Genomic DNA, 20,458 nt, shown 5'->3' with positions numbered 1-20,458 from the left:
CTGACGCGGCGTTGATGAGCCGGCGAAATGGCAGCTGCCATCAGGCGATGGCAGCTATCCCGGCCCGGTTATTTCCCTCTATTCGCAGGCTAAAGTCAGACGTCCAGATAGGACAAAATGGTTGCAGCGACGTCGGACGCCTCCTGCGTTTCACTCGAAGCCTCCACTGAGGTGCTGGTCGCGCTGTCCTGGGTCGAAGTCGTCTCATCGGTGGTTGAGATCAGGGAGGCGATATCCTGGACAGAGCTGTTGGTGGTCTTGGCGCTGTTCAAGGCCGTAACCTGCGCCGATGTCATGGCGGCGACCTGACCTGGCGTGAAGGCTGCCGCCTGGGATGCCGTCAGGGCAGCGAGCGTACCGGTGCCCAATCCCGAGATCGCGCTCGAACTCAGGCTGATGATCTGTTCGGTGGAAAATGCCGTCAGGTCGTCGCCGCCAAGCGCGGCTGCCTGCAGCGCGTTGAGGACGCTGACCTGTGACAGTGACAGCGCTCCGATTTGCGCGGACCCCATGGCCGCGACCTGACCGTAGCTCAGCGAAGCCACCTGGCCTGTCGTCAAAGCGGCGATCTCCTGAGAAGACAGGGAGGCCACGACCGTGGCGGACAGTCCCTTTATCGCCGTCGAACTGATGGCGGCGAGTTCCCCGGTCGAGAATGTATCCAGATCATCCGCCGTCAATCCCGCAAGTCCAGCCGAACTCAATGCAGCGATCTGGCTGGTGGAGAGTGCTTCGATCTGGTCCTTGCCGAGGGCATTGATCTGATCGCCGGTCAATCCGGCGACGCCAGCCGTGCTCAGGGCCGCAACCTCGGCGGTGGAAAGAGCGGCGATAAAGTCCGTGGACAGTCCCTTTATCGCGCTTGAGCCGATAGCCGCGAGTTCCTCCGTCGAGAAGGTCTCCAGCATCTCCGCGGACAGGCCCTTGAGTGCATCCGAATTCAGCGATGCTATCTGCCGGGTGGATAATGTCTGGACCTGTTCAATGTTCAGCGCGCCGGTCTGTGCGCTGCCAAGGCCTGCAATCGCCTTGGCGTCCAGAGCCGCTATCTGGCTGACGGAAAGGGAGGCGATGTCGGCCGTATTCAGGGCCGCAACCTGTTTGGAGGTGAGGGCGCCGATCTGGGCATTGGTCAGCGCGCTTACCTGATCGGTGCCGAGAGCCGCGATCTGATCCGTGGTCAGGCCCGGTATTGCCGCCGCGCCGAGCGCGGCGATCTGAGCGGTCGTCAACGAGGCGATGGTCGCTGTCGACAGGCCCGAGATCGCATTCGAACTGATGGCGGCCAGCTCGGCGGCAGTGAATGTATCGAGATCGCCGGCGCTGAGGGCCGCGATCTGTTTCGAACTGAGAGTGCCGATCTGACTGCTGGTCAGGGCCTCGACCTGAAGGGTGTCGAGGGCCGTGATCTGATCGGTGGTCAGGCCCGCCGTACCCGCCGTGCTGAGGGCGGCTATCTGGGCTGCCGAGAGCGAGGCGATACTGGCGACGCTCAGAGCCGCAACCTGCTTGGAGGTGAGGGCGGCGATCTGGGCGCTGGTGAGGGCATCTACCTGACCGGTGCCGAGGGCCGCGATCTGGGCGGTGGTCAGGCCGGGTACCGCCGCCGCGCCGAGGGCTGCGATCTGCGCCGTCGTCAGCGAAGCGATCGCCGCTGTCGACAGGCCCGAGATCGCACTCGAGCTGATGACAGCCAGCTCGGCGGCAGTGAATGTATCAAGGCCACCGGCGCTGAGGGCCGCAATCTGTTTTGCGCTGAGGACGCCGATCTGAGCACTGGTGAAGGCCTCGACCTGAGCGGTGTTGAGAGCGGCGATCTGATCGGTGGTCAGGCCCGCTATGCCCGCCGTGCTGAGAGCGGCTATCTGGGTTGCCGAAAGCGAGGCGATGCTGGCCACGCTGAGGGCGGCAACCTGTCTGGAGGTGAGGGCGCCGACCTGGATACTGATCAGGGCGTCGACTTGATCGCTTGTCAGGACTGCGACCTGCCCGGTGTTCAGCCCTCCAACGCCAGCCGCACTCAAGGCTGCGACCTGGGCCGTGGTCAGCGACGCTATGGTCTCCGTTGACAAGCCCGGGATGGCATTTGAACTGATCGCGGCAATGTCCTTGGTCGAGAACGTTGCCATGTCGTCCGTGCCCAAGACCGCAATCTGTTTCGAGCTGAGAGCACCGACCTGTGTATCGGTCAAAGCCTCGACCTGCGCGGTGTCGAGCGCTGCGATCTGGTCAGTGGTCAGGCCCGTTATGCCCGCCGTGCTGAGGGCGGCTATCTGGGCTGCTGAAAGCGAGGCGATGTCAGCCACGCTCAAGGCCGCAACCTGTTTTGAGGTGAGTGCCGCGATTTGGGTACTGGTCAGGGCGTCCACCTGATCGCCTGTCAGTGCTGCGACCTGTCCGGTGCTCAGCCCACCAATGCCAGCCGTACTCAGCGCTGCGATCTGCGCTGTCGTCAGCGACGCTATGGTTTGCGCGGACAAGCCCGGGATGGCATTCGAACTGAGGGCGGCAATGTCCTTGGTCGAGAACGTCGCCATATCCTCCGCGCTCAGGACCGCTATCTGTGTCGAGCTGAGAGCGCTTACCTGGGCGCTGGTCAAGGCCTCGACCTGCGCGGTGCTGAGGGCGGCGATCTGCGCGGTGTTCAACGCACCGATGCTTTGCACGTTCAGGGCGGCAATCTGCGCTGTCGTCAGGGAGGCGACGGTCTCTGCCGACAATCCAGCGATCGCACTGGAACTGATCGCGGCGATATCCTTGGTCGAGAATGTCGCAATGTTATCCGCGCTCAAGGCGGCGATCTGTTTCGAGCTGAGAGCGCCGACCTGGGCGGTGGTCAAGGCTTCGACCTGGGCGATACTCAAGGCGGCGATCTGTGCGGTGCTCAACGCACCGATGCTTTGTACATTCAGGGCGGCAATCTGGGATGTCGTCAGGGAAGCGAGGGTTTCTGCCGACAGTCCTGCGATTGCGCTGGAAGTGATCGCGGCGATGTCCTTGGTTGTGAATTTCGCCAGATCGTCCGTCCCCAGCTGCGAAATCTGTGTGGAGCCGAGATTGACGATCTGCGCGCTCGTTAAGGCTTCGGCCTGGCTGGTGGTGAGGGTCGCCAGCTGCTGCGCGCTTAGTCCCGTAATGCCCGCAGCGCTCAGGGAGGCGATCTGGGCTGTCGAAAGAGCGGCTATGTCGTCTGTGCCGAGGGTGGCAATTTGTGCCGCGCTCAACCGCGCCATCTGCTTGGTCGACAGCCTGGAAACCTGATCGGTGCTGAGGGCGGCGATCTGGCCGGTCGAAAGTCCCAGGACGCCGGAGGTGCTCATTGCCGCAAGCTGGGCCACGGAAAGCGATGCTATATTGTCCGTGCTCAATGCCGCAATCTGCCCCGAGCCGAAAGCCGCGATCTGGGCTGTGGTCAGGGCCGCGAACTGATCGATGCTGAGGGCCGCAACCTGATCGCTGGTCAGGCCCTTGATGCCCGACGTGCTCAACATGGCCGTTTGGCTGGTGGACAGGGCGGCCACATCGTTGCCCAGGGCGGCGACCTGAACCGAGCTCAACGCCTTGATCTGCGCGGTGGATAGAAGGCTGACCTGATTGCCGCTCAGGGCTTCGATCTGATCGGAGGTAAGGCCGGCAATGGCGCTGGTGGTGAGGGCGCCGATCTGAGCCGTGGTGAAGGCCGCGATAACATCGGTGTTCAAGCCCGACATGGCTTTATTCGTGATCGCTGCGATATCGGCGGTCGAGAATGTCGCCAGGTCCTCGATGCTCAGGGCTGCAAGCTGCGCTGAACTCAGGGACTTCACCTGCGTCGGAGACAGGGCCTCGACCTGCTCGGTGCTCAGAACTTCGATCTGATCGGCCGTCAGGCCGGCAATGGCGCTGGTGGTCAGGGCGGCGATCTGAGCGGTGGACAGCGCCGCGATTGCGTCCGCACTCAGGCCGGACATGGCTTTGCCGGGGATCGCCGCGATATCGGCGGTCGAGAATGTTGCTATATCCTCGGCGCTCAGGGCCGCAAGCTGGATCGAGCTCAGCAACTTCACCTGTGCCGAGGACAGAGCCTCGACCTGCTGGGTGCTGAAGGCTTCGATCTGGTCGGCTATCAGGTTTGCGACCACGCCGGTGCTGAGGGCGGCAATCTGAGCGGTTGACAGGGCCTCGATCTGAGCAGCGCTCAAGGCCTGGAACTGCGCTACGCCGAGGGCGTTCATCTGGGCTGTGGTCAATGCGGCGATCTGCTCTTTGGTAAGCGTGCTGATCGTCTCTGTGCCCAGACGGGGCATGGCTTTGCCGGTGATCTCCGCTATATCGGCGGTTGAGAATGTCGCGATGTCCTCCGCGCTGAGGGCCACGAATTGCGCCGCGCTCAGCGACCTCACCTGTTCCGGCGACAGGGCTTCGACCTGGCTGGTGCTCAGGGCGGCAATGTGCGTCGTCTTGAGTGCGGCAATCTGCGCCGTGGTCAATGCGGCGATCTGGGCGGTGCTCAGGGTTTCGATCTGGTCGATCGTCAGGCCGGCAATCGTGCTTGCGCTGAGGGCGGCGATCCGATCCGGGCTAAACGCCGCGATTGCCTCGGTGCTGAGACCCGGCATCGCCTTGACGGTAATCGCCGCGATGTCGGCGGTCGAGAATGTCGCTATATCGTCCGTGCCGAGCGCAGCGAGTTGCATCGAGCTCAGCACTTTGACCTGCGCCGGCGACAGGGCTTCGGCCTGATCCGGGTTCAGGACCGCGATCTGGTCGGTTGTCAGGCTCGCAACGGCGCTCGTGCTCAGGGCCGCGATCTGATCCGGGGTCAGCCCTGCGATCACCTCTGTGCTCAAGCCCGGCATGGCTTTGCTCGTGATTGCGGCGATGTCGGCGGTTGAGAACGTCGCTATATCTTCCGCGCTCAGGGCGGCAATTTGCGTCGCATTGAGGGCGCGCACCTGAGATGAGGTCAAAGCCTCCGCCTGTTCCGTCGTCAGGGCATGGAGCTGGGTGGTGGTAAGCGCAGAAATCTGGCTCGAATTCAGGCTTTTGATGGCGTACTGATCGAGAATGTTGAGCTGATCCAGCGTCAGGCCAACGATGGCGCCCTGCGAAATGGCGCTCAACTGTTGTGAGTTGAGGACTTTGACATCCTCCACATCCAGTGCCGCGATCTGGGCCGACGAAAGCGCTTTGATCTGCGTTGTGGAAAGCGACGCCACGTCGTCGGTTGTCCAGGCTGCGACCGCCTCTGTCGAAAGATATCTGATCTGATTGACGTTCAGGGAAGAAATGATCGACGTCATGTCTGAAAAATCCTAAAGTCCAGGCCCAACAGGTGGATTTTCCGCCCGAGCCCCCGGAGGGGCATCGGTTACGCAGGTCCACCATTTTTCAGATGTTGAGTACGCAATCGGGCTTGCCTGAACCTGAAGTTGCTACGCTTCGCCCGCCGTCACGTTAAGTGCCTGCATTTATGGAAGAGAACGGACGGGCCCGTCTCAGACGGGCGAATGCAGAAATGCCGGCATGGGAGCGCCCTCCGCTCGCCGGGCGAGATAGAGCCGGGCGGTGTCGAGTGCCTCGCGAATGGTCGCATCCATGTCGAGATAACGATAGGTCCCGAGCCGCCCGACAAAGGTTACCGATGCTTCCCGTTCGGCGCGCGCCACATATTCGGCGAGTTGTTCTTTGTCCTCGACCAGCCGGATGGGATAATAGGGAATGTCCTGCGGGCCGCATTCGTGGGAGAACTCCCTGTAGCAGACGGAGCCGGCATGGTCTTCCCACGGAGAAAAGTGCTTGTGTTCGGTGATGCGGGTAAAGGGCACCGAAGCGTCGCCATAATTCATCACCGCGCAACCCTGATAGTCGCCGTCATAGGTGAAGCGTTCGAAGTTGAGTGTCCGATACGCCAGACGGCCGAATTCGAAGTCGAAATAGCCGTCGAGCGGACCGGAATAGAAGACGTGCGCAGAGGCCGGCGCTTCGGCGCGCTGGAAATGTGTGCCAAGTTTGACGCTGATGTTCGGATGATCGAGGATGCGTTCGATCATGTCCGTATAACCGGTTTCCGGCATGCCCTGATATTTGTGGAAGAAGTAGTTGTCGTCATAGTTGAAGCGCACGGGCAGACGTTTCAGGATGGAGGCTGGCAGTTCCGTCGGCGAGCAGCCCCATTGTTTCTCGGTGTATCCCTTGAAGAAGGCTTCATAGAGATCGCGGCCGACGAAACGCAACGCCTGCTCCTCGAAGGTCTGTGGATCGGCAATCGACTTGTCGGCCTTTTCCTCGATGAAGGCTCTGGCTTCATCGGGCCGGAAATTCTTGCCGAAGAACTGGTTGATCGTGTGTAGATTGACCGGCAGCGAATAGACGCGCTCGCCGCTCGTCGTTTTGACCCGGTTCTTGTAAGGCATGAAGGTCTGAAAGCCGTTCACATAGTCCCAGACTTCCTTGTCGTCGGTGTGGAAAATATGCGGACCGTAAACATGCACCATAACGCCGGTCTCACCGTCGCGTTCGGTGTGGCAATTGCCGGCAATGTGATCGCGGGCATCGACGATATCGACCCTGTGGCCTGCCAGCGCCAACTCCCGGCCGATGACCGCGCCGGAAAGCCCGGCGCCCACAATGACAATTCTTTCGTCCGCGAACATTGGTAATCAGTCCCGTTCATATGTCGCCCGGTGGGCGGTCGAGATTTGCATCGAAGAGGTGCCGCGCAGCGCATGCCCCGGCCGGCCGAGACTATCCCGTGCTCAGTTATCCGGTTTCCGCCAGAGGCGATTGTCATAGGGAATTGGCGAATAGTCGTGCCATTGAGAGAGCTTCTTGAGATAGCGATTGCGATAGCTCTGCTCGTCTTCAAACTCCACGTTCTCGAACACGGCTTCCGCGCCCAGCTCGTAATAAAGATCGAGATTGCTAAGATCCGGCACCGGCGTCTCGCCGCGTTCGCATTCGCCCTGCATTTGCCAGAACAGCTCTTCCAGACGGCGCGCCAGAGCGGGAATATCCCGCAATACGCTGGTATCCCGCTGCCGGGCGATTGATTCTCTGACCTCCAGAAGCTTCTTCCTGTCGCGTTCGAAACCGATGGCGCGGGCGACATAGTCTTCCGGCGAAGAACAAATCATTTCCGGAACACCCGCTGCGGTGACGATGCTGCCGCAGAAGCGCGCCGCAAATGTCTTGCCGGACATGGTGAGGACGGGCAGGCCGGATGTTATGGCGTCCGCGGCCGTGGAGTGCGCGCCATAGGGGAACGTGTCCAGAAACAGATCGGCAACGCCGATACGGGCGATGTGTTGCGGGTTCGGAACCTTCGGCGCAAAGACGAGCCGATCAGGTGAGACACCGCTTCTTTCGGCGATGGCCTGCAGGTGCTGATTGACGTCTTCATCGCCCGCCAGCAGCCATAACAGGCTGCCCGGCGTCTGCGACAGGATCGTCATCCATCGCGCAAAGCAGCTTTCGGTAATCTTCTGCATGCCGTTGAAGCTGGCATAGACGAACGCATCCTCCGGCAATCCGACCTCGGCCCGGCTTGGCCGGGCGGCGATGGGCCGCTTGCGGTCGAGCGGCTGGTCGCAGGCGATGCGCAGGACCTTTTCGGAGTAATAGATGTCGTTCTCCGGCGGGATCATGTAACCGTCCGAAATCAGGTACTGATGGAACGGGCTTCCCATCGATCCGGGGTAACCGCAGAAACTGACGATGACCGGCGCGGGGCGATAGGCGAAAATCTTCGTGCGCGCGTCTTTGGTGTAGCCGTTCACGTCGATCAGAATATCGATTTCGTCGGAGATGATCTGCGATGCCGCAGCGGCATCGTCCAGGCCGTGGATATCCCGCCAGCAATGGACTGCTGCCTTGATCCGCTCCTGCGTGCTGTCCGTGTTGCGGACGTTACCGCAATAATAGGCGAAGACCTCAAGGCTGTCCTTATCATGCAACTCCAGAACCTCGCAGAGAGCGAAGCCCACGGCATGATCGCGAAGATCCGACGAGAGGTAACCGACGCGCAGCCGCTCACCGGTTCCGGACTTCAGCTTCGGCGACCTGCGCGGAAAACGGCTGAGGTCCGGCCGCGTGCCGACCACCGTTTTGCTGTAGCGATATGCCTTGGCCAGCTGGAACATCGGATCGTCGGCATAACAGCTCAGCGTCAGCGAGGACATCGCATCGAGCATTTTGCGCGCAGGGACATGGTTTGAAGGAGCAAGCACCGGCCACTTGCACTGGCGCTGCCGCAACGACACCCAGTGCTGGCCTGCCTCCGGCAATTCCGGCCGCAGCTCGAACGCCTGCAGCAGAGCGGTTTCAGCGTCCTCGAGCTTTCCGGCGCCTTCGAGAACCCGGCCGATGTTCTGCAGGGCCATGTGCCGATGGCCGATCGCTTCGGCGTCGAGGTGCTTCGTCGTTTCGGCATAATGCGACCACTGTTCCACGGCCTGGCCGATCAACCCGCTATCTTCGAGGACACGACCGAGATTGATGTAACCGGGAGCGAATTGCGGATTGGCCTTCAAACAGGCGCGGAACGCCTGCACGGCGCCCGCGCGGTCGCCAAGCTGGCTGAGCGCAACGGCATAGTTGAAATAGGCGAGATGGATGACGGGATTGTTGTCGTTGAACGCAACCCAGGTCTTGTAGAGTTCCGCAGCCGCGGTTCGCTGACCGGCAGCACTGAGCGCCTCGGTTACGCTCAGCAGATCCATGAGACTCATCCGCTGGTTCCGCGCAAGATCAAGGGCGCTGGGAGCGGCGGCGTCGTTTGAAGGTGAGACGGGATTGGCGGTCATGACATCCTGCGGCAAGCGACAAAGGGTCGAAGATAAGAACAGCCTGTTGATGGGCCGTCCTTAGCTATCGCAGGTAACTTGCCTGTGGCTGGATGTGTTTGAAGCGGGGTTGCTTGCCCGGATCAGCCGGTAGTGTGGCCGGACGAAGTTTCCTCCCGATCAGGCGTCGGCTTCCGGGAGATTGATGCTGTCATGCCGCAGTAAGGCTCGCTCTCATGTCTAACGATGAGAGTATTTCATCCTGTAGCTCGCCAGAGCGATCGACGGGTTGATCCGATAGACACTGTCGAAGTCTTCATCCGTGAAGTATTGATATGAATGTGCGACATATTCGCGGAAAAGACCGTGCAGGTCCTGCCGCATCTGCTTGGCCGCCCATTCCAGCAAACCCGCCTTGAAGACGATGAAGATCGGGTAATATTTTGCCCTGAAGATCGGATTGTTCAGGAAAAGCTTCTCGATGTCTTTCAGCGCCGCGAACATCTCAAGCCGGCGCTCGTCGAACGTGCTCGTATGCTGCTCCCGCCCCGGGACGAGGCGGTGTGTTGTCAGGCTGGTGTTAATGGCCAGAAACCGTCCGGCATTCATATAGGCCGCCCAGTGCGGCAGGATATCTTCGTTGATCCGCGCCGTGGAGAAGCACCAGTTCGTCCGGCGAATGAAAGATGTCCGCAGTATCTTGTTCCATGGGTAATTGATCGTCACCAGGAATTGCGCGGTCGAGTCGAGGTCGATCATTGCGCTGTCGCGGCTGCCGAGGACGCTATCCCAGATATTCTTGTCGATAGGCGCCATTTCGCCGGCAGGGCCATCGGCCGTTCTCAGCACGCTATATCTGAATGCGGCGACATCGATATTCGTCTCATCCATCAAGGGCAGAACGGTATCGATGGCTCCCTCATGCAGGAGGTCGTCAGCATCGTGAAACAGGCAATATTGGCTGTCGATGGTCGCCAGGGCCCTGTTGCGGGCAACGCCCGGCCCGGTGTTCGTCTCGCTGCGCATCAGCCTTATATTGGCGTGCCGCGCGATGTATTGCTCGACGATGTCGCAGGTATTGTCGGTGGAGGCATCGTCGACGACGACGATATCCATCTCGGTTTCATTGCGCAGAACACTGTCGAGTGTCTCGCCGATAAGACTGGCCATGTTGTAGGCCGGGATGATGACGGATATTTTTGCCATGACAGATACTGAATGTCCTTCTGGGGCATTCTGCAATTAAAATGTTACGACGCGGCCTGAGCCGCGTCGTAGGTTTTGTCGGGTCGTTTAAGGCTTATACTGCCTTGTAGGCTTTGATGACCGCCTCGACCTGTGCATCGTTCATGACCTTCAGCTGCTGGGCCGAGAGCGCACCGGCCTGGCTGCTGCTGAGACCAGCGATGGCAGCGGTGGAGAGGCCTGCGATGGCATTGGCGCTGATGGCCTTGATCTCATCGGTCGAGAAGAGGCCCAGTTCAGTGCTGTTCAGGGTCGCGATCTGAGCGGAGCTGAGGCCGGAGACCTGATCGGAGTTGAGGGCTGCGATCTGGTCGGTCGACAGGGCTGCGAACTGCGTCGAGGAGAGCGCTGCCGCCTGTGCTTTGCTGAGGGCGGCGACGTTGCCGGTGCTCAGCTTGCTGGCGTCGATGCCGGCGAGAGCCTTGGTGCTGATCGCCTTGATCTCGTCGGTCGAGAAGGTGGCAAGGCTGTCGGAGGACAGAGCGTTAAGCTGCGTCGAAGACAGGCCGGCGATCTGCGTCTTGGTCAGAGCGGCGGCGTTTTCAGTGCCGAGACCAGCCAGGGTAAGACCGGAGATGGCGTTGGCGCTGATGGCCTTGATCTCATCGGTCGAGAACAGAGCCAGTTCGGCGCTGCTCAGGGTCGCAATCTGAGCGGAGCTGAGGCCGGAAACCTGCTCCGAACCGAGGGCCTTGATCTGGTCCGTCGACAGGGCCGCGAACTGTGCCGAAGAGAGCGCTGTCGCCTGTGCTTTGCTGAGGGCGGCGACATTGCCGGTGCTCAGCTTGGTGACGTCAAGGCCGGCAAGGGCCTTGGTGCTGATCGCCTTGATCTCATCGGTCGAGAAAGTGGCAAGGCTCTCGGAAGACAGGGCGTTAAGCTGTGCCGAAGACAGGCCAGCGATCTGCGTCTTGGTCAGAGCGGCGGCGTTTTCAGTGCCGAGACCAGCCAGGGTAAGGCCGGCGACAGCATTGGCGCTGATGGCCTTGATTTCATCGGTCGAGAACAGTGCCAGTTCGGCGCTGCTCAGGGTTGCGACCTGAGCGGAGCTGAGACCGGAAACCTGCTCCGAGCCGAGGGCCTTGATCTGGTCGGTCGAGAGGGCCGCGAACTGTGCCGAGGACAGTGCCGTGATCTGTGTTTTGCTGAGGGCGGCGACGTTACCGGTGCTCAGCTTGGTGACATCGAGGCCGGCGAGGGCCTTGGTGCTGATCGCCTTGATTTCATCGGTCGAGAAGGTGGCAAGGCTATCGGAAGTCAGGGCGTTGAGCTGTGCCGAAGACAGGCCAGCGATCTGCGTCTTGGTCAGTGCAGCGGCATTTTCGGTGCTGAGAGCAGCAAGCGCTGCTGCGGAAAGGCCGGCAACGGCGTTGGCGCTGATCGCCTTGATTTCATCGGTCGAGAACAGCGCCAGTTCGCTGCTGTTCAGGGTTGCGACCTGAGCGGAGCTGAGGCCGGCGACCTGATCGGAATTGAGGGCCTTGATCTGGTCCGTCGACAGTGCTGCGAACTGTGCCGAAGACAGTGCTGCGGCCTGCGTTCTGCTGAGGGCGGCGACGTTGCCGGTGCTCAGCTTGCTGGCGTCGAGGCCGGCAAGGGCTCTGGCGCTGATTGCCTTGATCTCGTCGGTGGAGAAAGTGGCAAGGCTATCGGAAGTCAGGGCGTTGAGCTGCGTCGAAGACAGGCCGGCGATCTGCGTTTTTGTCAGGGCCGCGGCGTTTTCGGTGCTGAGAGCAGCCAGCGCTGCTGCGGAAAGACCGGCAACGCCGTTAGCGCTGATGGCCTTGATCTCGTCGGTCGAGAAGAGTGCCAACTCGTTGCTGCTGAGGGTCGCAATCTGCGCGGAGCTGAGGCCTGCAACCTGATCGGAGTTGAGGGCCTTGATCTGGTCGGTCGACAGGGCTGCAAACTGTGCGGAGGACAGTGCTGCGGCCTGTGTTCTGCTCAGGGCGGCAATGTTTCCGGTGCTCAGCTTGGTGACATCGAGGCCGGCGAGGGCCTTGGTGCTGATCGCCTTGATTTCATCGGTCGAGAAAGTGGCAAGGCTCTCGGAAGACAGGGCGTTCAGCTGTGTCGAAGACAGGCCGGCGATCTGCGTCTTGGTCAGGGCGGCGGCGTTTTCAGTGCCGAGACCGGCCAGGGTAAGACCGGCGATGGCGTTGGCGCTGATGGCCTTAATTTCATCGGTCGAGAACAATGCCAGCTCGCTGCTGCTCAGGGTTGCGACCTGAGCGGAGCTGAGACCGGCGACCTGATCGGAGTTGAGGGCCTTGATCTGGTCCGTCGACAGGGCTGCGAACTGTGCGGAAGAAAGCGCCGAAATCTGCGTTCTGCTCAGGGCGGCGACGTTGCCGGTGCTCAGCTTGGTGACGTCGAGGCCGGCGAGGAGCTTGGTGCTGATGGCCTTGATCTCGTCGGCGGAGAAAGTGGCAAGGCTATCGGAAGACAGGGCGTTAAGCTGCGTCGAAGACAGGGCGGCGATCTGAGACTTTGTCAGGGCGGCGGCGTTTTCGGTGCTGAGAGCAGCGAGCGCTGCTGCGGAAAGGCCGGCGACTGCATTGGCGCTGATGGCCTTGATCTCGTCGGAGGAGAAGAGTGCCAGTTCGCTGCTGTTCAGGGTCGCAACCTGTGCGGAGCTGAGACCGGCGACCTGAGCCGAGTTGAGAGCCTTGATCTGGTCGGTCGAGAGGGCGTCGATCTGGCTGGTATAAAGCGCCGTAACCTGAGACGCCGACAGGCCGCTGATCTGAGCCGAGCTCAGCTTTGCGATCTGGGTCAGCGTCAAGCCCTTGAAGGCGCTTACCGAAATGGCCCGGAGATCTTCAGAGCTGAAAAGAGCAAGGTTATCTGTGCTCAAAGAAGCGATCTGAGACGACGAGAGGGCCTTGATCTTGGTGCTGTCCAGCGCATTCACGTCTTCCGAGGTTAGGCTGGCGATCGTGGAGGTGGAAAGCTTGGAAATCTGCACAGCAGACAGTGAGGAAAGAATCGAAGTCATGAACGTGTCCTTTACCGGATGGCGACTGGTCACGCCTATCTGCTGCCAGACACTGCCCGTGATGACAGCGGTCCGACATCCGCAAATAAAGCGAAATTGTGGAGAACATGGCTCATGTGAACCTGCGCTGGAAACGCATCATGCAATTCGAGCCGGAGAAGGGGGCCCGGATTTTCCACGCTAGCTTGTGCGAATGCCGCTTAATAATTTCTGCCGCTTAAGATTTTCGCGACGTGCGTGTCATATCAGGCCAACATTTAAAGCCTAGTTAATATTTGGAGGCGGTGCATTTTATTCTTGATGTTTGCGTATCTTAGAGTCTTATAGAGTATAAAATTACGAAGCTAACTATCGATTCGATCAGCTTCCACTGCGGGCAATCATACGTGACCGCTCCCGGATAAGTAGTATCCGTTTGGAGGGGAGAGAGCGCAAGGGTTTGACCGTTATTTTCGTCTAAAACTGTCCTGCGATTCTTGCCGGGAGCTGACCCACCTATGTAACGGCTGCCAGAATCGGACAATGCTTTGCTTTGTCGCTTTTATTTCGCGTGCCGTGTAGTTGGTTTTTTGAAGTGGAAGCTGTTATTTCCGGTTTCCGGGCCATGGCAATGCTTTGGGCGGACGGGCACGGGTCGCGCGATGATTCGGCGATGTGCCGATGGGGAAAACTGGTGTCCAAGGCGCAATGACCCGCCACCAATGACGGGCTGGTTTGGTTTGACCCAGTTGCCCTGGTAAGACTCCAATCCCCGGTATCAGGCATGATGGCGCAGGGCGTCGATTATTACCTTCATCGCCGGAGACATCTGGCGCCTGCTGGCGTAATAGAGGTGATAGCCGGTGAAGGGTGCGCTCCAATTGTCCAGAACCGCCTGCAATCTTCCTTCGGCGATGTGCTCCTCGACAAGGTCTTCAGGAATATATGCGATCCCGTAGCCTTTCATCGCCGCGTCGATCTGGGAGATCGATGAGTTGAAGCTGAGTTGCCCGTCAACTCTGACCCGCAGTTCTCGCCCGTCCTTTTCAAACTCCCAGGTGTAAAATCCACCCCAGGTGGCCTGACGCGTATTGATGCAGACATGGCCGACCAGATCCTGGGGTGTGGCAGGGATGCCGTGTCTGGCGAAGTAGTCCGGCGAAGCCACGGCCCGGAGACGCCAGTCCGGACCGATCCTAACGGCAATCATGTCCCTGTCGACGCTCTCGCCCAGTCGCACGCCGGCATCGAAGCGTTCCTCGACAATATTGCGCATGCCATTGTCGCTATAGAGTTCGATATGGATGTCAGGATAGTTGGTGAGCACGCGGCTCAGCTTCGGCCAGACGGTCGTTTGCAGGGCGTGATCGGACAATGTGAGGCGCACGGTGCCTGAGGGTTTTTCACGAAAGGCGACGAGGTCCGCCAGATCCGCCTCGATCCCCTGAAATCGCGGAGCGATGGACAAAAACAGGCGCTCGCCGGCTTCCGTGGTGGCCACGCTGCGTGTCGTCCGCGTCAGGAGCCGCACGCCCAGCCGGGCTTCCAGCTGCTTGATTGTGTAGCTCAATGTCGACTGCGATGTTCCAAGCGTTGCCGCAGCCTTTGTGAAGCTCCGCTCTTTAGCAACCTCCATGAACCAGAGGAGATCCTTCATGTCCTCTCGCTGCATCAAACCTCCCTGATTAATATTGAATTTCGATAAGTTCATGCGGATTAGCACGGATTGTCCGCAAAGTCGCCCGGCAATATCTTGCCGCCATTGAAATAAACCGGGATTTTAGTGGGATCTGGGCGAATGGCACTCACCTATGACGAAGAGATGGGCAGCAGGCGCGCGGCATGGAGCGCCGTGCTTTGCATGACGCTCTGCGCCTTCGTATTGATCGCTTCGGAATTCATGCCCGTCAGCCTGCTGACGCCGATCGCCGCCGATCTCGGTGTTTCGGAAGGCAATACGGGGCAGGCGATCTCCGTCTCCGGCATCTTTGCGGTCATCACCAGCCTGTTCATTGCCGGCCTGACCCGGCGGCTCGACCGGCGCCTTGTCGTGCTCGGCCTGACGGCGCTGCTGATGTTGTCCGGAATCGTGGTCACCCTTGCACCGTCTTTCCCGGTTTTGATGCTTGGCCGCGCCTTGCTCGGCATTTCGATTGGCGGCTTCTGGTCGATGTCTACCGCCATCGTGATGCGTCTTGTCTCCCATGCCCAGGTGCCGAAGGCGCTTGCCCTGCTGAATGCCGGCAATGCGGTTGCGGCAACGGTTTCCGCCCCGCTCGGCAGCCTGCTGGGCATCTATATCGGCTGGCGCGGCGCCTTCTTTCTTGTCGTGCCGATCGGCCTGCTTGCACTCCTATGGCAATGGATCGTCCTGCCGGAACTCCCGCCGCGGCGCAACCGCGCATCCACGAATGTCTTCAGGCTGCTTGGACGTCCAGCCGTCGCAGCGGGCATGATCGCGATCCTGCTGTTATTCATGGGCCAGTTCGCACTTTTCACCTATCTGCGGCCCTTTCTCGAACAGGTCACGCGGGTCGAAATCACGGTGCTGTCACTGCTGCTGCTGATTATGGGATTGGCCGGGGCGGTTGGAACATGGGTCATCGGTCGACTGCTGCAACGCCGTCTCTTCAGCATTCTTGTGGTCATTCCGATGATGATGGCCGGTATCGCGCTCTCCATGGTCGTCTTTGGCGAAGCGGAACGTCCAGTCGTCGCCGCCCTTGTCGGCTGGGGTTTTCTTGGAACCGCCGCACCGGTTGGCTGGGGCACCTGGCTGAGCCGCATTCTGCCCGATGATGCCGAGGCCGGCGGCGGCCTGCAGGTTGCGGTCATTCAACTGGCGATCACAGCGGGGGCCTCGATCGGTGGAATTTTATTCGACAGTTTCGGCTGGTGGTCCGCCTTCACGTTGAGCGCATTGCTGCTCTGCGGCTCCTCGCTTGCGTCTTTTATCGCCTGGCGGCTGGCGCGGAGGCCATCATGAATGTTCGCCCGCTGGTTCCTGCCCGACGCACCCTGCTGGCGATGGCCACTGCGTTCATCTTGCCCGGGCGAGCCCTCAGCAAAAGCGGTGCCGACAATCAGGAGAAGACCGATTTGAAGATCAAACTGACTTTCGGAAAATACACGATGATGGCGACGCTCTACGACAATCCGTCGGCGCGCGATTTTGCATCCATGCTTCCGCTCGATCTCAAGATCGCCGACTTCGGCTCCAACGAGAAGATCGCCTATCTCCCTCGAAAGTTGACAGTCGAAGGCCATGGCCCGTTCGACAACGAGCGGCCTTACGACCTCTGTTATTACATGCCCTGGGGCAATCTCGCGATGTTCTATGCCGACTACAGGCATCCCGGCCTCATCCGGCTGGGACGCTTCGATAAAGGCTATGAAGCGCTCCATATCCCCGGGGAATTTCCGCTGCGCATCGAACGCGTCCAATGAACCGAACCACAGGAGTTTCCAGCATGAGCAAGCCAATCGAAACGAGTGAAACCTGCAATACCGGCAGGCGCAACCTGATGAAGGCAACGGGCATCGCCGTCGCCGCAATCGGCATGGTGCAGGTGGCGAGCGCGACACAGGCCTTTGCCCAAACCTCCAGCTGGGACAAGGTCTTCCCGATGAGCGATAATATCGACCACCAGAAGGTCTCGTTCAGGAACCGATACGGCATCACTCTCGTAGGCGACCTCTACCTGCCAAAGAGCCGCGGAGCTGCGCCTTTGGCTGCTCTTGTCATCAGCGGTCCCTTTGGTGCCGTGAAGGAACAGTCGTCCGGCCTTTATGCACAGACCATGGCAGAGCGCGGATTTGCCGCGCTGGCGTTCGATCCGTCCTATACCGGAGAAAGCGGCGGTGAGCCCCGGAACGTCGCGTCGCCGGATATCAATACCGAGGATTTCAGTGCCGCGGTCGACTATATCGGGTTGCAACCCTATGTGGATCGCGAGCGCATCGGTGTCATCGGCATCTGCGGCTGGGGTGGCATGGCGCTGAATGCCGTCGCGGTGGACAAGCGCGTGAAGGCAGTCGTGGCCAGCACCATGTATGACATGACGCGGGTGATGTCCAAAGGCTACAACGACAGCATTACCCTCGAACAGCGCACGCAGGCGCTGGAGCAAATGAGCCGGCAGCGCTGGCAGGATGCGGAAAAGGGAAGCCCCGCCTATCAACCCCCTTATAACGATCTCAAGGGTGGCGAAGCGCAGTTCCTGATCGATTATCACGACTATTACCGGACACCGCGCGGTTACCATGCGCGCGCCGTCAACTCCGGCAATGCCTGGACGCAGACGACACCGCTGTCGTTCATGAACATGCCAATCCTGACCTATATCGCCGAAATATCGCCGCGGCCGGTGATGTTCATCCATGGGGAAAAAGCGCATTCCCGCTATTTCAGCGAGACCGCCTTCGCTGCGGCTGCCGAACCGAAGGAGCTGGTGATCATTCCGGACGCCAACCACACGGACCTTTATGACCGCGCCGACAAGATCCCGTTCGACCGGATCGCCGCTTTCTTCAATCAGCATCTGGCGTAGAAGACGACCATAAAGATGTCACGGCAGCCGTGGCTGCCGTCATATTATTTTACGTCTCAGGCCGGCGCGCTCGTGCGCGTCGGCACTGTCAGTGCTGCCGGCTCTAGTCCAGCATCACCATATGTGCCGGCAACTGCTCTTCGAAGAATTTCGAGAACGTCGCGATGCGGGGCGGCAGCGCCTGATAGGGCGGATAATAGAGTGTCAGCCAGAGTTCGGGCGGCGCCCAGCCGGGCAGCACATGAACGAGCCGGCCGCTGCGAATATGTTCGGCGATGTGAAATCCCGGCAGCATGGCCACGCCGGCGCCTTCCGCCGCCATATCGGCCAGAACCTCACCGCTATTGGCGCTGAATGCGCGGCCGGCCGAGATGGCGATGCTCGATCCGCCGTCCGACAGCACCCAGTTCTCCCGCCGGCTTTCACCGCTATAGGCAAGGCAATCGTCAGGGGTCAGTTCGCTTGGATGTTCCATCTGCGTAAACCGGCTGCCCGGTGCCGCCACCAATATTCGCGGCACGGCCCTGATCTTGCGCCAGATGGTGAATTTGTCCGATGGGGCCGACGAAATGCGGATCGCCAGATCGTAGTCGTCATCCACGATATTGATCAGGCCGTCCGAGAGCGAAATCTCGAAGCACATTTTCGGATAGAGTTCCCGGAAGCCGGACAGGATCGGCGGCAGCACCGTCTTGCCGAGCCATGTCGGCGCGCTGATCCTCAGACGCCCTTCATCGGCCTTATGGGCGTTGCGGACATCGCGCCGGGCATTCTCCAGCGCCTCGACCGCCGGCTGGATCTGTGCGGCGAAGACGGCGCCGTCGGTCGTCAACGACACTTGGCGGGTGGTGCGGACAAACAATTGCACACCGAGATCATCTTCAAGCGCGGCAATCGCACGGGTGACGGCAGCCGCCGTCATGCCCAGTTCGCGGGCGACCTGCGCGAAGTTGCGCTTTTCGGCCGCCATCAGAAAGGTTTTGAGAGCTTTATGATCGTTCATCGCCATTATTTCAAAAATCGCAATTCATTCGAGAAAAATATTGCAATTCCGCGATGCATTCAAGCGGGTTACATCTTTGTCCATCGAAACGGACACACCAAAGACGAAAGGCGCCGACGATGATCAAGGATATCAAGGGCCTGCACCACGTCACCTCCATGGCGTCGGATGCGCGGCAGAACAACAGTTTCTTCACCGATACGCTCGGCCTGCGTCGGGTGAAGAAAACCGTCAACTTCGACGAACCCAGCGTCTATCACCTTTATTACGGCGACGAAAAGGGAACGCCCGGCACGGTCATGACCTATTTTCCCTTCGCCAACATGATGGCCGGTCGTCCCGGCGTCGGCGAAGTGGGCGAGACGCAGTTTTCCATCCCGAAGGGTTCGCTGGGTTTCTGGAAAGAGCGTCTCCTTGCCAAAGGCGCCACCGGCATTCAGGCCGACACGGTCTTCGGCGCCAATCGCCTGCGCTTCACCGGTCCCGATGGCGATGGCCTTGCGCTGATCGAAACAGGCGATGACGCCCGTGCTGCCTGGCTGGTCGAGGGAATTTCCGAAGACAACGCCATACGCGGTTTCACCGGCGCACGGTTCAATTTGCATGACACTGCCGCAACCGAAGAACTCCTGCGTTTCATGGGTTATGAGCGGACTGACGTTGAAGGCAATGTGACACGCTTCGTCATTCCCGGCGGCAACGGGGCAGATACGATCGATCTTGCGGCCCTGCCCAAGACACCCTTTGCCCGTTCGGGAGCAGGCTCGGTCCACCATATCGCCTTCGCAGTCGAAAACCGCGAGAAGCAGCTGGAAGTGCGCAAGGCGCTGATGGATACGGGTTATCAGGTCACCCCCGTCATCGACCGCGATTATTTCTGGGCAATCTATTTCCGCACGCCGGGCGGCATCCTGTTCGAGATCGCCACCAATGAACCCGGTTTCGACCGTGACGAGGATACCGCGCATCTGGGCGAAGCGCTCAAGCTGCCGAACCGCTACGAGCCTTTCCGCAATCAGATCGAGGCGAACCTCGCGCCGCTTGCGGCATAAAGCGGGTCTCTGATCCGCATTCACTGACCAAGATAGATTCTCGCTTTTCAAGACGGCTGCCCCTGCCGGGCAGCCGGCCGGCGAAGCCTTCTCAATTTCCACCGCCGCAGATCGGCAACCACCACCTGAACGGAGAACTGAAAATGTCCAAGCTCGAAGTCCTTACCCCCGCCAACAGCCAGCTCATCTTCATCGACCAGCAGCCGCAGATGGCTTTCGGTGTGCAGTCTATCGACCGGCAAACCCTGAAGAACAATGTCGTCGGCCTCGCCAAGGCGGCAAAGATTTTCAGTATCCCGACGACCATCACCACGGTCGAAACGGAAAGCTTCTCCGGCAACACCTTTCCGGAACTGCTCGCGGTCTTCCCGGAAAACGACATTCTCGAGCGCACCTCGATGAATTCCTGGGATGACCAAAATGTCCGCGATGCGCTGGCGAAGAATGCGGCGGCCGGCCGCAAGAAGATCGTCGTCTCCGGCCTCTGGACGGAAGTGTGCAACACCACCTTCGCGCTCTCCGCGCTCCACGATGTCGCAGACTACGAGATCTACATGGTGGCGGACGCCTCCGGCGGCACCTCTGTCGATGCGCATAAATATGCCATGGACCGCATGGTGCAGGCCGGCATCATTCCCGTCACCTGGCAGCAGGTGCTGCTGGAATGGCAGCGCGACTGGGCACGCAAGGAAACCTATGACGCCGTCACCTCGCTGGTGAAGGAACATTCCGGCGCCTACGGCATGGGCATCGACTATGCCGTCACCCATGTCCATGGCGGCGAAGAGCGCGTCAAGCACGGCAAGCGCATCGGCCCCAACCCGGCCAAGAAATAAGCTTTCAACCGCGCCGCACCGGCAGGATCGCCA

General features: G+C 60.2%; 12 protein-coding genes. 5 read left to right on the top strand and 7 right to left on the bottom strand.

The annotated features are described in order from the left end of the window. Positions 1-95: 95 nt before the first annotated feature. The 6 genes from ACQZ60_RS23775 to ACQZ60_RS23750 all read right to left on the bottom strand — a co-directional run bounded on the left by ACQZ60_RS23775 (position 96) and on the right by ACQZ60_RS23750 (position 14,656). Positions 96-5,282, bottom strand: a complete 5,187-nt coding sequence (locus ACQZ60_RS23775; RefSeq protein WP_448736271.1) for a beta strand repeat-containing protein — start codon at positions 5,280-5,282, stop codon at positions 96-98. Between the two features lie 195 nt (positions 5,283-5,477). Continuing rightward, entirely contained in the window at positions 5,478-6,635 is a 1,158-nt protein-coding gene (gene glf, locus ACQZ60_RS23770) for a UDP-galactopyranose mutase (RefSeq protein WP_448736270.1), read from the bottom strand. Positions 6,636-6,737: 102 nt separating this feature from the next. Beyond that, entirely contained in the window at positions 6,738-8,783 is a 2,046-nt protein-coding gene (locus ACQZ60_RS23765) for an O-linked N-acetylglucosamine transferase, SPINDLY family protein (protein ID WP_448736269.1), read from the bottom strand. Positions 8,784-9,002: 219 nt separating this feature from the next. Beyond that, a complete protein-coding gene (locus tag ACQZ60_RS23760) occupies positions 9,003-9,968 on the bottom strand; it encodes a glycosyltransferase family 2 protein (protein ID WP_448736268.1) in 966 nt (321 codons plus the stop codon). 94 nt (positions 9,969-10,062) lie between these two features. Beyond that, positions 10,063-13,005, bottom strand: coding sequence for an ice nucleation-like protein (locus ACQZ60_RS23755; RefSeq protein WP_448736267.1), 2,943 nt, complete (start codon positions 13,003-13,005; stop codon positions 10,063-10,065). Between the two features lie 757 nt (positions 13,006-13,762). Next, positions 13,763-14,656 (bottom strand): LysR family transcriptional regulator, encoded by an 894-nt coding sequence (locus ACQZ60_RS23750; protein WP_448736289.1) that lies wholly within the window; start codon positions 14,654-14,656, stop codon positions 13,763-13,765. A gap of 126 nt (positions 14,657-14,782) precedes the next feature. On the opposite strand from ACQZ60_RS23750, the gene ACQZ60_RS23745 reads away from it, so the two are divergent. The 3 genes from ACQZ60_RS23745 to ACQZ60_RS23735 are packed head-to-tail and all read left to right on the top strand — an operon-like array spanning position 14,783 to position 17,534. Beyond that, on the top strand, positions 14,783-15,970 hold the full coding sequence (locus ACQZ60_RS23745; RefSeq protein ID WP_448736266.1) for an MFS transporter: 1,188 nt from the start codon (positions 14,783-14,785) through the stop codon (positions 15,968-15,970). Next, positions 15,967-16,431 carry a cyclophilin-like fold protein gene (locus ACQZ60_RS23740; RefSeq protein WP_448736265.1) on the top strand — a complete coding sequence of 155 codons (465 nt, stop codon included), beginning with the start codon at positions 15,967-15,969 and terminating at the stop codon, positions 16,429-16,431. Before ACQZ60_RS23745 ends, ACQZ60_RS23740 begins: the two co-directional genes overlap by 4 nt. Positions 16,432-16,454: 23 nt before the next feature. Further along, the gene (locus tag ACQZ60_RS23735; protein WP_448736264.1) at positions 16,455-17,534 is read left to right on the top strand and encodes an alpha/beta hydrolase; all 1,080 of its coding nucleotides are present in this window, start codon (positions 16,455-16,457) and stop codon (positions 17,532-17,534) included. Positions 17,535-17,637: 103 nt separating this feature from the next. Here ACQZ60_RS23735 and ACQZ60_RS23730 read toward each other — a convergent pair whose 3' ends face one another. Further along, positions 17,638-18,537 carry a LysR family transcriptional regulator gene (locus ACQZ60_RS23730; RefSeq protein WP_080853932.1) on the bottom strand — a complete coding sequence of 300 codons (900 nt, stop codon included), beginning with the start codon at positions 18,535-18,537 and terminating at the stop codon, positions 17,638-17,640. A 119-nt stretch (positions 18,538-18,656) separates the two neighbouring features. Here ACQZ60_RS23730 and ACQZ60_RS23725 point away from each other — a divergent pair, with 119 nt between their 5' ends. Together ACQZ60_RS23725 and ACQZ60_RS23720 are read left to right on the top strand one after the other, a co-directional pair. Beyond that, positions 18,657-19,589 (top strand): VOC family protein, encoded by a 933-nt coding sequence (locus tag ACQZ60_RS23725; RefSeq protein WP_448736263.1) that lies wholly within the window; start codon positions 18,657-18,659, stop codon positions 19,587-19,589. Positions 19,590-19,732: 143 nt separating this feature from the next. Further along, positions 19,733-20,425, top strand: coding sequence for a hydrolase (locus ACQZ60_RS23720; protein WP_448736262.1), 693 nt, complete (start codon positions 19,733-19,735; stop codon positions 20,423-20,425). The last annotated feature ends 33 nt before the right edge of the window (positions 20,426-20,458 follow it).

Source organism: Agrobacterium sp. 22-223-1 (assembly GCF_053522385.1).
Note: the sequence above shows the minus strand (reverse complement) of the source record. Positions and strands in the feature narration are given on the sequence as shown.